A 12,094-nucleotide genomic window follows, 5' to 3' on the forward strand; every position below is an offset into this window, starting at 1 on the left:
GCCCGAGCCGAAGGACGACGACCCTTGTGACCCTTGGAAATCCCTGACGAGGGAGAAGCACCCGAAGGGGTGGACCGGAAGGACGGCCGCCGCGGCGAAGCCGCGGAACGCCCACCTTATTTTTGGATAACTATTTATTACCATCAAACAATTTTCCTTAAACCCTTCATATATATATTTTATTGAAAGCGTCAAACAGGAAATGTCCTTTACGGTGCAAATCAAACATTCTTCATCTAAAGGAGGTCTTACATGAAACATTTCATCGCCTGTGCAGCAGCCTGCGTCGCGCTGGCTCTTTGCCTCTCGTGCGGCAACACGAACAAATGCCTGGAAAAGGCCGGCTATTCGGACTGCGATCACCTGAGAAAAGCGCTCAATCTCCAGAACAAGGACGAGGCGATCAAATACCACGATCTTTGCGTCAGGTGCGGGTGCAAGGAACAGCAGTAGGTATTGCCCAACACGATGGACGAATCCACAAGCCTTTTTTTGCGGTTCGGCGTCGCGCTTGTCATCGGCTTCTTGGTCGGCCTGCAGCGCGAATACGAATTCGAAGTACATACCAAGGAAATGCCCGCGGGCGTAAGGACCTTCGGCCTGGTCGGCCTCATCGGCTGCTCGGCCGCGCTCGTGTCCGACCTGCTCAAATCGCCGTGGCCTTTTGTGGGTGTCACGTTCACGCTGGGCATCTTTTTCGCCATCAACTATTACCTTGAGGCCGTAAACGGAAAGCCGGGCCTCACCACCAAGGCATCGCTGATCCTCACGCTGCTCGCCGGCGGCCTCGCCTACTGGCCCAAAACACTTTCGCTTGCCGTGGCGCTCGCGGTGACCATGACCGTGCTGCTGTCGGTAAAGGTGCAGCTCCACCGGTTCGTGCGCCACCTCACGCACGACGACATCTTCGCCGTGCTCAAATTCGCGGTGATCTCCGCCATCGTGCTGCCCATCCTTCCCGACCGCGTTTTCGGGCCGCAGCCGTTCGACATTTTCAACCCGTTCAAGCTCTGGCTTTTTGTTGTGTTCATTTCGGGAATCAGCTTCGTGGGATACGTGCTCATCAAAGTAGTGGGCCCGAACAAGGGTGTCGGCCTCACCGGCATTCTGGGCGGGCTCGCCTCGAGCACCGCGGTGACCCTGAGCTTCACCGGACGCAGCCACGAGAACCGCGAAATGGCGCGTCCGTTTGCGCTCGCCATCATCACGGCGTGGACCGTGATGTTTTTGCGCGTGCTCGCGGCCGTGGCGTTCCTCAACATCATGCTGGTGCGGCCCATCCTGCTGCCGTTCGGCGCGTGCGTCGCCGTGGGCATTGCCTGCTGCGCGTTTCTTTACTTTCGGCAGCGCATGGAAAAACACCGCCACGAGGTTGCGGTCGACAACCCGTTCGAGCTCGGGCTCGCCATCAAGTTCGGCGTTCTGTTCGCCGCCATCCTGTTTTTTTCGCGCGCCATGCAGGTGTACTTCGGCGACGTGGGAGTGTACCTGTCAAGCTTCCTTTCCGGCCTCGCCGACGTGGACGCCATCGCGTTTTCCATGGCCAAGCTCAGCAGGGTCGCGGCCGGGCTCGATCCCGTGATCGCGGCGCGCTGCATCGTGATCGCGGCAACGGCCAACACGCTGGTCAAGGGGAGCATCGTGATGTTCACCGGCGCGCCGCAGCTCAAACGCGCCGTTTTGCCGGGGTTCATACTCATAACGATCACCGGCGCCGTGACCGCATTCATTATTTGACCCGCAAATCACTCTGCCATTTGGCAAGTTCAGCGTCAACACTAAATATCCAAATCGGGCGCCACGCCAGTTTGATTTTGTTTCATAACAATAGAGGTTTGGGCTTTGCCCGCTGCGCGGGGCCGGTCTCACTCCGGGGTCGGCCGGCAATGTGCTCCGGCACACCCTCCGGTCCACCTAACGCGCTGCATGGATTTTCTTATCAGTCAAGAAGTTCTTCTTTAGCCAGCAGGCTTCCGCCTTCAAATAGCTCCGACATTTATCAAGGAACGCGACAAACAGGTTTCTGCCGCTCGTTAAGCCGGGCAGCAGAAATTCTTACGTATGTTTTTACCGCCATCAGCGCCGCCCCTGAGGCAAGAGGATCAGCCGCTCGCCATCATATGTCGCCTCACCCCGGCCGCAAGCGGCCACCCCGCTCCACAAGCGGAGAGGCGAAAGAGATTGCCGGCCCCCTTCTCCACCCGTGGAGAAGGGCTGGGGATGAGGCGCATCCTTGCGGAAAAACCTGCGCCCTCACCGGATGAAATAATCATCAAAAAGAATTTTTAAAGAAAATTGTCGGAGGACTTGGAGGGTCAAAAAAAGAATTCGTCACGCCTGCGTCGCGGCCATCGAAGATTTGTCCGCCTGATGGAACTTGTCGTCGGCGCCCTTCTGCGTCACCGCCGGTGAATACTTGTTTTCCATGGAAAGGCACTTTTTGGGGCACGCCTCGACGCACGCGCTGCACGCGATGCAGCGGAGCCGGTTGATCTGCCAGTCTTTCGACGCCTTGGTCACGGTGATGGCGTCGGTGGGGCACTTCTTCTGGCAGATGCCGCAGAAGATGCATTTGTCAATTTCGATGGAGACGCTGCCGCGCGTGTTCTTGAAGAACGGCCGCTTCTCGAACGGGTACAGGCGCGTGGCCGGACGCGACAGCGCGCTGCGGGTGACGACTTTTGCGATTTTCATCTGCGACATGGTCAGCGCTCCGTGCAGCTGATGCAGGGGTCGATGGTGAGCACGATCACGGGCACGTCGGCCAGTTCGCACCCGCCGAGCATCTTCACGAGCGGCGGTACGTTGGCGAACGTGGGCGTGCGTACGCGGAAGCGCTCGAGGTTCTTGGTGTTGTTCCCCTTGACATAGTATATGACCTCGCCGCGCGGCTGCTCCACGCGGGCGAAATATTCACCCTGGGGGTTCCCGGTTATCTTCACGTCGACCGGGCCGTCCGGAATTTTCGCGATTGCCTGGTAGATCAGGTCGAAGGCCTGGTACAGTTCTCGGCTGCGCACCATGCACCGCGCGTAGCAGTCGCACCCGGTCTCGACCATGGGTTCCCAATTGAGTTTCGGATACGCGGCGTACCCCAGCTTGCGCATGTCCGACGCGATGCCGCTGCCGCGCACGGTCGGCCCCACGGCGCCGAGCGCGAGCGCGTCTTCCTTCGAAAGCATGCCCTTGCCCACGGTCCTGCGCTTTACCGAGCCGTCCTTCTGGAACACGTCGGTGAGTTCGTGGCATTGTTTTTCGATTGTCTTGAGCTCGCCCTGGATTCTGTTGAGCGTGTTGTTATCGATGTCGCGGCGCACGCCGCCTGGTTTCGCGGTCCCGAAAATCACGCGGCCGCCCGTGGTCTCCTCGATGATGTCGAGCAGTTTTTCGCGAACGCGCCACGAGTGCATGAACAGGCTCTCGAACCCGAACCCGTCGGCGAAAAGGCCCAGCCACAATAAATGGCTGTGGATGCGCGACATTTCTCCCCAGATGGTGCGCAAATACAGCGCGCGCTCAGGCACGTCGATCTTCATCACGCCTTCGATGGCCTGCGAGTACGCCTGGCCATGGATGAAGCTGCAGATGCCGCAGATGCGCTCCGCGACGTAGGTCATCTCGAGAAAATCTTTTTTCTCAACGAGCTTTTCGAGCCCGCGGTGGATGAAGCCGATGGAGGGAACCGCCTCCACGACCCGCTCGTCCTCGAGCACGAGGTCGAGGTGGATGGGCTCCGGGAGCACCGGATGCTGCGGGCCGAACGGGACTATGGTTCTTGTTGCCATGGTTATTGTGCCGGTTGCTGGGGTTGCGGCGCGAACGGCGTCTTCACTGACAACTTATAGAACTTTCCTTTAAAGTCAAGGGCATTGCCCTGAACGTTGATGCCGAACAAATCGTGCAGCTCGTTTTCATACGTAAACGCGGCGAAATACGCCCCCGTGATGCTGGGCAGGTCGAGATTGTCTTTGGGGAGCGTGACGCGAAGGTGCGAGCACGCGTAATCCTTGTCGAACGTGTAGGTGACCTCGTACGCGTCCTTCGCGGTGCACGAAATCTGCACCAGGCGCCAGCCTTCCTTGCTCATCTGCTTCGCCTTCTCGACGAGTTGGCTCTTGTCAATGGCCGCGAGTGACTGCTGTTCGACGTGCACCATCATGCGCTCGCTTTCATGGCGTGGAGCGCCGCGGCCTTTTTCTCGAGCACGCCGAGCGCCGCCACCACGCCGTCGATGATCGCCTCGGGCCGCACCGCGCACCCCGGAATGTAGATGTCCACCGGCACCACGGTGTCGGCCCCGCCCTTTACATTGTAGCATTCGCGGAATATGCCGCCGCTCGTTGCGCAGATGCCGATGGCGGCAACGACCTTGGGGTCGGGCATCTGGTTGTAGATGTTCAGCACCACGTCCTTGTTCTGTTCGTTGATGGAGCCGGTGAGGAGCAGGATGTCGGCGTGCTTGGGGTTGCCCGTGTTGATGATGCCGAAACGCTCTATGTCGTACAGCGGGGTGAGGCACGCGAGCACTTCGATGTCGCAGCCATTGCAGCTCGACCCGTCGTAATGGATGATCCAAGGAGATTTTTTGAGGAAACTCATGTGATTCCCTATTATTTACCTAAAAAAGAAATGACGAGAATATTTACGACCCCGAACACCGCTGCCACAATCCACGACGATTTGACCGTGAAATGCCACGTAAGGCGCGCATAGGTATTATCGACGAGTATTTCAATCAAGTACGTAATGACCACGGCCAATAGTGCCGCGATCCAGTTAAAAGCGAAAAACAAATAGACGAACCCCATGAGCAGAACATTCTCGTACCAATGCGCGATTTCGATGATGGCAAGGGCCGGTCCGGCAAATTCGGTGGTGGCGCCTTTCACGAGCTCCTGATGGCCGTGGTGGGAGGTTGAGAGGTCGAACGGCGATTTGCGCAGCTTGATGGTGAGCACAAAGACAAACGCGATGAAAACGCCGGGCAGAAACTGCACCAGAGGTTTTTGGAACGCGACGATGTCGTGCACGTGCCAGCTCCTGGTCACCAGGTACATTCCCATGGCCGTGATGATAAGCACCGGCTCGTACGACATCATCTGCAGCAGCTCGCGCTCCGCGCCGATGTTCGAATACGGCGAATTGGGCGAATAAGCGCCCAGCACGAAGAAGACGCCGGCAACGGCGAGGGCAAAAATCGTGAGCAGCAGGTCGCCGCCGGAAAAGAACAGCACGCCGGTCATGACCACGAACACGAGGAAGCAGACAATGTAGAAATTCTGGAACGCGTTGACCACCACGCCGCGCTTTCCGAGGAGCTTGAGCACGTCGTAGAACGGCTGCAGCACCGGCGGCCCCACGCGCGACTGCATGCGCGCGGTGACGATGCGGTCGATCCCGGCCAGAAGCCCGCCCACAAACGGGGCCAGGACCACCCATGCGGCGACATACAGCGCTGTTTTCATAGTTTCACCGCCCCGAACATGGTGATGATAAGGACGATCGTGATGGCAATGCTCGTCACACACAGCTTCTTTTCGGAAAAAAGCTCTCCGAGGTAATAATTGCTTGTCGCGGCCTCGCGCGTGACCTGCATGGCGCCGACAAACGATCCGGAATCGCCGACGTTGGCGCCCGCGAGATAGCGCGGCACATAGACGGGCTTTGCGCGGTGGGCCAGAAAGCTGAGCGGGAGCAGCACCATGAGCCCAAGTAGAATCGACATGATGATGATGTTCCCCTGGGTGAGCGAGACTTCATGGTGATATATCGAAAAGACATACGGTTCGACCGACACGAACGACATCAGCGGGAACAGCGCGGCGGTCGCAACGGTGCCCGCGGCGAGAAGTCCCAGCGCGGTCCATTCGTCCTTGGCAACCGCGCCCTCGCCTTTGTGCGCGCCGGCCGGCACGCTCACGATTTTGCCCATCCATTTTGTCCAGAAAAAGAGCGTGGGCGCGCTGCCGAACGCCAGCAGAACGGCAAGAACGATGTTTGAATTGACAAATGCCTCAAGGCAGGCCCATTTGCTGATGAGCATGCCGAACGGCGCCAGGAACATGCCAAGGATGCCGATGAGCATCACCATGGCAAGCCCGGGCCGGTTCACGATGAGGCCGCCCATGTCCTCGATGTCGCGGCTGCCGATCTTGTGCTCAATGGAGCCCACGCCCAAGAAGAGCAGGCCCTTGGACACGGCGTGGAAAATGGTGAGCAGCACGGCCGCCCACAGCGTTTCGTAGGTGCCCACGCCGGCGCACGCCACGATGAGGCCGAGGTTGGCGATGGTGGAATAGGCCAGCACGCGCTTGGCGTTGCTCTGCGTTACGGCGATGATCGACGTCATGAGAAACGTGACGCCGCCCACGAGCGCCAGAAAGTAGCCGGCCCAGGTGTTCTGCAGCACGGGCGCGAACTTGATGATGATGAAGATGCCCGCCTTTACCATGGTGCTCGAATGCAGGAGCGCGGACACGGGCGTTGGCGCCACCATGGCGCCGAGCAGCCACGACGAGAACGGCATCTGCGCCGACTTGGCAAGCCCGGCAAACGAAATGCAGACGACCGGTATCAGCATGACCGCTGGCCCGAGCTCAATGACCCGCGAAAGCTCAACGGTGTGCGCTGGGCAGAACTTGACAAGATAGAGAATGCCGCCGGCGAAGCCCAGCCCGCCCAGCAGGTTGAGTCCGAGCGCGCGGTACGCGTTACGCGTCGCCTCTTCGGTTTTCGGATAGCCGATGAGAATGAATGACGAGAGCGTCGTGATTTCCCAGAAAAAGTAGAGCCATACCAGGTTGTTGGAAAACACCACGCCGAACATGGCCGAGAGGAAGAAAAACAGGATGAAGAAAAAGCTCCGCTGCCTGTTTTTCATCTCCGGGTGGTGATGATGGTAGTCCCGCATGTAGCTGATGGCGTAGAGGCAGATCAGGCTGCCGATGATGCCGATGATGAGCGCCATGATGATGGAGAAATTGTCGATGTACAACGCGTGATCAACTTCTGGAACGCTGTGGGTCAGTTCGCAGTACGCCATGATCCCGGCCTGGATGATGATCAGGACCGGAATGTACCATTCGTGCTGCTTTATGCCGATGCATTTATATAATAAGAATAAGGAAAGCGCCATTTCACCGGCAAAAAACATCATTTCCAAGTGCGGCAATTCCGCCTTGAAAAAGGTCGGCTTGCCGCTGAACATGATCGCCGCGTACACCGATCCTGCCGCGATCAGCAGGCAGCTGATGCGCACCAATGAATTACGGAACGAGTTGGGCGGAAGAATGGCGAACAGCAGGGAAACGGCCGCAGGAAATATGAGAAGGAAAAGAAGAGTGCTCATCGACAACCCCGTCGCTGGCCGCACGGGCCGGCCACGAACATACTTGGAAAAAGAGCATCGAATTCATGAGTGCGGCGAAAAAAACCAGAATCTTTTTTAGGCCCGCATTGGCCCCCGCGATACTCGAATTCGACTGCCCGGTGCATTAAAAAAAAGAGTAAAAAAATGCTCTTTGGCGGATTAAAAAGCAAGGGATTTATTGGATAATGGAAGATTAAAAAAGATAGAAAATTTAGCGGGGAGAAGTCCAGCCTGTCTCATAACCATCTTAATAATCGTGGCGCCTGCCGGTCACGGCACCGTGCCTCCTTCCGGGCTCGGGCTTTCAGCCTCGTTGCCGGACCGCCCTATGCCTGGCGGCGGGTCGGCCGCAATTCGCTCTTGCTCACCCTCCAGTCCGCACTGGCGCGGAACATCATCTTGTTTATTTTGCTACATTATCAAGTACATATTCTTAAACGGAACGTACAGTAAGGAAAGCCAATGGCTATAATTTTTTCTTCTTCCACCGTGTAAAGCCTGACCTATCACCGGCGAATCGCAAGCCACCCGGAACTTTGCAAACCACTCCGGCGCCAGAGGGTGTGGGTACACTTGGCAACAGGCATAATGAAATGATGCGTAGCACCATTACCATACCAAGACAAATGAAATGACAGATCGCCGCCGCCGGCATTTATTTTTTCTTTTTTGTGAAGGAGGCGGCTGAAGCTGCATCCCAGAGGGAGACTTCCCCCGCCAAATTTTGTGTTCACTCCTGCTACAAGTTATTTTCCTACAGGCAAAATTTGAACGGAGAGGTGACCGAGCGGCCGAAGGTGCACGCCTGGAGAGCGTGTGTGCGGAAACGTACCCTGGGTTCAAATCCCAGCCTCTCCGCCATTGTGCGGAACGGGTTCCTTGCCAAATAGGCAAGGAACCCGTTTTTGTTTGTATTTGCCTCTAAAATCAAGATTTTCCGAGCGGACCCACAATTCGCCTCGCTTCCCGTATTTCCCCGTGGTCCCCCCCTATTTTGCGATAGTCTTGTAGCAGTTTTGTAGCAGTTTCCCTATCTTATAGAAGAACCAATATTAATTATTAACAGGAGTGGCAAAATATGGCTTACGCTTTCAAACGTAAAAATATCTGGTATATCAGATATAAAGATGAAAACGACAAATGGGAAATCAAGTCTTGTGGTAAAAACGCCATCAAAACCGACGCCGACTACCTCGCGCGGGAATATTCGGCGAAAGAGTTGAATCGCAAACACAAGGCACCGGTGCGGATCGTTAACAGTAACCTCGAGCAGGCCCTGATTCTGTATCGAGACACAGTAGTCCCTCGCAGCACTATGGGTATCGACAAACAGCAGAGCTCCATCCGCAGGGAACAGGCGACGGTGAATAATTTTATTTTCTTTGTCCGGGAAAAACATCTCGAACAATTCAAGGCGTTCGATAAGGAAATGGCCCAAGCCTTTATAGACAAAAGGGTCGAGGAGGGGATGAGCGCCAAGACCAGACGCGAAGAACGGCGACAGCTCCGCAAGTTCTTCAAATGGGCGATCAAACAGAATTATTGTGCCGAGAACCCGACCGAGGAAATAGTAGCACCCAAGCTCCCCAAGAGAAAGCCGCGGTTCTTTTCCATGGACGAGCTGAAAAAAATCTTCGAGACGGCCATGGAACCCTACCGGCTGATTTTCATGTTCCTTTACCTGACAGGGCTGCGGACCGGGGAACTGTGCAATCTTGAATGGAGGGACTACAACAGGGATTTGCGGACACTGACGATACGGGTCGTGGCGGCAGATAAAAAGAAACGGACTCCCGGCAACAAGACCAAACGGGAGGAAACCATCCCGCTCTGCGACGAGGCGATAAATATCCTTGAGCGGAGAGAAGCCGCCAACGACAGCGAGCAGTTCGTTTTCCTGAACCAAGCCGGCAACAGGCTTGATGATGACAATATATACCGGAACCTCATGCCGATCCTTGACAAGCTTAAAATCCGTGATGCATCGCCGCACACGTTTCGGCATACGTTTGCCAGCCATCTGGTGATTGCCGGCGTTTCGATATACGTGGTCAAGGAGCTGTTGAGGCACGCCTCCGTGCAAGAAACGGAAATCTACGCTCATCTTGCTAAGGACACGACAAGCGCGGCAGTTGAGAAGCTGAATGGGAAAATGCAGTCTATCGTGCCAGGAAACAGCGGTTCCTCCCAAGCCGGAAAACAGGTCTGTCCTGGGGTTTTTCTCCCCTTCTTCAAGCGCGGAGACGTACAATAAACGTCGCCCGTAGGGGATTTAAAGCCGATAGGCACTTCCATTTCTTTACGGCATTTCTGGGAGGTTTACCGGCTTTTCCTGTTTTCAGGCACCTGCGTCCTTGGGGTGAATTCCCGGACCGACTCGGAAGCCCTATACTTCCGGAGCCAAGCATCTACTTCGGAAAACCGAAACTTAAGGTGCCTTCCCACCTTATAGAATGGTATTCCTGAAAACCTGTCCGAAGTCCATTTATATACGCTTTTTTTCGGCACTCCAAGCAGCCTGCAAAAGTCATCTATATCTCGCAGAGGCTCGATCTGGTCGCCGGCATTAAGGACAAAACTCGGTTCATTTTCCGTCCGGGAAACCTGCTGGATAGCTTCCCCGGATTTATTAAGTACCACCATAAAAAACCTCCAAATTGTTAAAACCGATTTTTAAGTTATATAGGATGGTACTCCAACACGTTTTTTTTATAAAGACCTTTTTAAACGCCGGAAAAATGTCAAAGCAATGTGATTGATTGGAAAAATATTTTAGAGATTTTTTAATACCTCCGCGGCAGAGCTTTTAAAGGAAAAACCGGGGAATATTCAGAGGGGTGAATTCCGGCTGGACGATTGCCGCGTTTTCAGGCAAGTCAGTTTCCTCCGGACATTATTTCTTTAGAACACTGATAATGTTTTTTAATACTATATTGCCTTTATTTCCGTATATTTAATAAAAGGGGTGGAAGTATGGAGAAAAAAACATATACGATATTTGTCGGGTTAGGTCTCGTGGTTATGCTGTTTGCAATTGATGCCTGTGCCAGAGGTTCATCTACTACCCAGAGTGCATCAGTTCATAGTCCCTCTATCAGAACTCACGCCAGTGCTAGTGTTGGGTTTCAGGGAGGTTTCGACAGGATGGGGTACCGGGGAGGTCTAGCCAAGTCGGCGGCTAGGGGCAATACTTCTGGATGGAGCGGATATCGAGGAAATGGAAACTATTATCATTCGGGTAACTCCCATAGGTATTATCGTGGTAACTACGGACGGAGGTCATATTGGCCTTATCGGTCCATTGGCACCTATTTTACTTACCTTCCTGACTACTACACGACAGTCTATGTCGATGGGTCCCCTTATTATTATTGCGACGGATATTACTTCAGCCCTTATTCCAACGGCGGCTATGTAATCGTACCTGAACCTGTATCCACTGTTGCGTCCCAGGAACCAGAGGCGATAGTCCAGTCTTCACCTTCCGAAACAGATGAACAGCCAATCGCGCCGCAATCAAAGGCATCACACGACACCGTAACAATCAATGTCCCAAATTCAAAGGGTGGATTTACGCCGGTGAGATTGGTAAAAAACAAAAACGGATATATCGGGCCACAAGGGGAATTTTACGCCAAACATCCCACAGTAACTGCGCTAAAAGCATTATATGGGGATTGAGAGCAGCTAAGAAGTTACTCCCCCGTCGATTTATTTTCCTACATTGACATTCCTTTTCTTGAATAACCATTTTAACCTTTTTGATATGGAGAGAATTCATGTCAGTAGTGACCAAGATCGAACTGATCAGGCTACAGAAATTATTGGGAGCGGATGATGCAATTGCCAAGAAGTTCAAGGTGACGCGGCAGGCGATTCAGCAACTTCGGCTAAGATATAGAATCAAGTCTAGATATGTAAAAAACCCGAAGCGCAATAAAGAGATACTTTCTCTTTTCAAGAGGGGAAAGACAGGCTATGAAATCGCAAAGAAATTCGGCTTGTCAGTTTCGAGGACGTATAAGTTGATAGCTGAGACACGAGGAAAAAAGAAATAATTGTCAGGCACTGATTTGGTTCCACGCCTGCCGAAAGGAGATTAAATCTTATGGACAGAGCAATTGCATTATTGATTCTCTTTTTCTGCAGTTCAAATTATTTTTTCGCTCAAGATAATGCGAAACCTGTTAGAATCGGTTATTATATAGATCCCTTAGGGCTTTAACATACGTTTCCAACAGTGACCCTAATAATGGCCTCCCCAAGTAAAAGGCTACAGCTCAAACTATCTTTCAAATGTTCTTTAAGATCTGTAGGCTTGCCAGGATTCCTACCTTCTCTGCCAGGGCAATTTTTATTTCCCCGGAGATCTATTACTTGATCAGGACCGGTCTGACAATCGTCGCAGCCCCGCATGTGATTCGAGCTATGTAGGCTCCATGTGCAAGCTTCGTGCATAAGGAGACTACACGAGTTTGCCCGGTAGCAATACTCCAATGTCCGATAATCCGGCCGAAGCAATCGAAAAGTGTAACTGCTATGGGCTTGCCATTGTCCATTTTGAGGTTTCCCGCATTGATTATAAGAAAACCGTTTCTGACGGTTATTACATCCATATTCTTGATGCCTGATGATGCCTGGTGAAATTCGGTTTTCACAGCAAGTGCGTCGCTGTAGTCGGGATATGAACCGGAAGCGGTGGTATAAACGTTCTCCGCCAGTGGA

At 53.9% G+C, this 12,094-nt stretch carries 12 protein-coding genes and 1 tRNA gene; 6 read left to right on the forward strand and 7 right to left on the reverse strand.

The genetic code is table 11. The features are described from left to right. Positions 1-252: 252 nt before the first annotated feature. Both VLX68_05035 and VLX68_05040 read left to right on the forward strand, forming a co-directional pair. On the forward strand, positions 253-453 hold the full coding sequence (locus VLX68_05035) for a hypothetical protein (protein HUI91597.1): 201 nt from the start codon (positions 253-255) through the stop codon (positions 451-453). 3 nt (positions 454-456) lie between these two features. Continuing rightward, positions 457-1,737 (forward strand): MgtC/SapB family protein, encoded by a 1,281-nt coding sequence (locus VLX68_05040; protein ID HUI91598.1) that lies wholly within the window; start codon positions 457-459, stop codon positions 1,735-1,737. A 594-nt stretch (positions 1,738-2,331) separates the two neighbouring features. Here VLX68_05040 and VLX68_05045 read toward each other — a convergent pair. Genes VLX68_05045 through VLX68_05070 form a run of 6 tightly spaced genes read right to left on the reverse strand, consistent with a single transcriptional unit; the run spans position 2,332 to position 7,348 of the window. Beyond that, a complete protein-coding gene (locus VLX68_05045; GenBank protein HUI91599.1) occupies positions 2,332-2,703 on the reverse strand; it encodes a 4Fe-4S dicluster domain-containing protein in 372 nt (123 codons plus the stop codon). A 2-nt stretch (positions 2,704-2,705) separates the two neighbouring features. Beyond that, positions 2,706-3,785: a nickel-dependent hydrogenase large subunit gene (locus VLX68_05050; GenBank protein ID HUI91600.1), complete on the reverse strand. Its 1,080-nt coding sequence runs from the start codon at positions 3,783-3,785 to the stop codon at positions 2,706-2,708. Between the two features lie 2 nt (positions 3,786-3,787). Beyond that, positions 3,788-4,159: an NADH-quinone oxidoreductase subunit C gene (locus VLX68_05055; GenBank protein ID HUI91601.1), complete on the reverse strand. Its 372-nt coding sequence runs from the start codon at positions 4,157-4,159 to the stop codon at positions 3,788-3,790. Next, positions 4,156-4,599, reverse strand: coding sequence for an NADH-quinone oxidoreductase subunit B family protein (locus tag VLX68_05060; protein ID HUI91602.1), 444 nt, complete (start codon positions 4,597-4,599; stop codon positions 4,156-4,158). The genes VLX68_05055 and VLX68_05060 overlap by 4 nt, the downstream gene beginning before the upstream one ends. An 11-nt stretch (positions 4,600-4,610) precedes the next feature. Then, positions 4,611-5,465 carry a complex I subunit 1 family protein gene (locus VLX68_05065; GenBank protein ID HUI91603.1) on the reverse strand — a complete coding sequence of 285 codons (855 nt, stop codon included), beginning with the start codon at positions 5,463-5,465 and terminating at the stop codon, positions 4,611-4,613. Beyond that, on the reverse strand, positions 5,462-7,348 hold the full coding sequence (locus VLX68_05070) for a proton-conducting transporter membrane subunit (protein HUI91604.1): 1,887 nt from the start codon (positions 7,346-7,348) through the stop codon (positions 5,462-5,464). Before VLX68_05070 ends, VLX68_05065 begins: the two co-directional genes overlap by 4 nt. Before the next feature lie 794 nt (positions 7,349-8,142). On the opposite strand from VLX68_05070, the gene VLX68_05075 reads away from it, so the two are divergent. The 4 genes from VLX68_05075 (at position 8,143) to VLX68_05090 (ending at position 11,427) form a co-directional block, all read left to right on the forward strand. Further along, positions 8,143-8,230 (forward strand) — tRNA-Ser (locus tag VLX68_05075). Positions 8,231-8,447: 217 nt separating this feature from the next. Then, positions 8,448-9,623: a tyrosine-type recombinase/integrase gene (locus VLX68_05080; protein HUI91605.1), complete on the forward strand. Its 1,176-nt coding sequence runs from the start codon at positions 8,448-8,450 to the stop codon at positions 9,621-9,623. Between the two features lie 719 nt (positions 9,624-10,342). Further along, the gene (locus tag VLX68_05085; GenBank protein HUI91606.1) at positions 10,343-11,050 is read left to right on the forward strand and encodes a hypothetical protein; all 708 of its coding nucleotides are present in this window, start codon (positions 10,343-10,345) and stop codon (positions 11,048-11,050) included. Between the two features lie 98 nt (positions 11,051-11,148). Next, a complete protein-coding gene (locus tag VLX68_05090) occupies positions 11,149-11,427 on the forward strand; it encodes a hypothetical protein (GenBank protein ID HUI91607.1) in 279 nt (92 codons plus the stop codon). A 315-nt stretch (positions 11,428-11,742) separates the two neighbouring features. Here VLX68_05090 and VLX68_05095 read toward each other — a convergent pair. Beyond that, positions 11,743-12,094, reverse strand: a 352-nt coding sequence (locus tag VLX68_05095) for a hypothetical protein (GenBank protein ID HUI91608.1), incomplete at its 5' end; no start/stop codon positions are given.

This window comes from Chitinivibrionales bacterium (assembly GCA_035516255.1).
In the GTDB taxonomy this organism is placed as follows: domain Bacteria; phylum Fibrobacterota; class Chitinivibrionia; order Chitinivibrionales; family FEN-1185; genus FEN-1185.

Excerpts from the sequence above, each read along its gene's own strand:
- VLX68_05035 (HUI91597.1), top strand. The coding sequence starts at position 253 with ATGAAACATTTCATCGCCTGTGCAGCAGCCTGCGTCGCGCTGGCTCTT.
- VLX68_05045 (HUI91599.1), bottom strand. The coding sequence starts at position 2,703 with ATGTCGCAGATGAAAATCGCAAAAGTCGTCACCCGCAGCGCGCTGTCG.
- VLX68_05050 (HUI91600.1), bottom strand. The coding sequence starts at position 3,785 with ATGGCAACAAGAACCATAGTCCCGTTCGGCCCGCAGCATCCGGTGCTC.
- VLX68_05055 (HUI91601.1), bottom strand. The coding sequence starts at position 4,159 with ATGATGGTGCACGTCGAACAGCAGTCACTCGCGGCCATTGACAAGAGC.
- VLX68_05060 (HUI91602.1), bottom strand. The coding sequence starts at position 4,599 with ATGAGTTTCCTCAAAAAATCTCCTTGGATCATCCATTACGACGGGTCG.
- VLX68_05065 (HUI91603.1), bottom strand. The coding sequence starts at position 5,465 with ATGAAAACAGCGCTGTATGTCGCCGCATGGGTGGTCCTGGCCCCGTTT.
- VLX68_05070 (HUI91604.1), bottom strand. The coding sequence starts at position 7,348 with ATGAGCACTCTTCTTTTCCTTCTCATATTTCCTGCGGCCGTTTCCCTG.
- VLX68_05080 (HUI91605.1), top strand. The coding sequence starts at position 8,448 with ATGGCTTACGCTTTCAAACGTAAAAATATCTGGTATATCAGATATAAA.
- VLX68_05085 (HUI91606.1), top strand. The coding sequence starts at position 10,343 with ATGGAGAAAAAAACATATACGATATTTGTCGGGTTAGGTCTCGTGGTT.
- VLX68_05090 (HUI91607.1), top strand. The coding sequence starts at position 11,149 with ATGTCAGTAGTGACCAAGATCGAACTGATCAGGCTACAGAAATTATTG.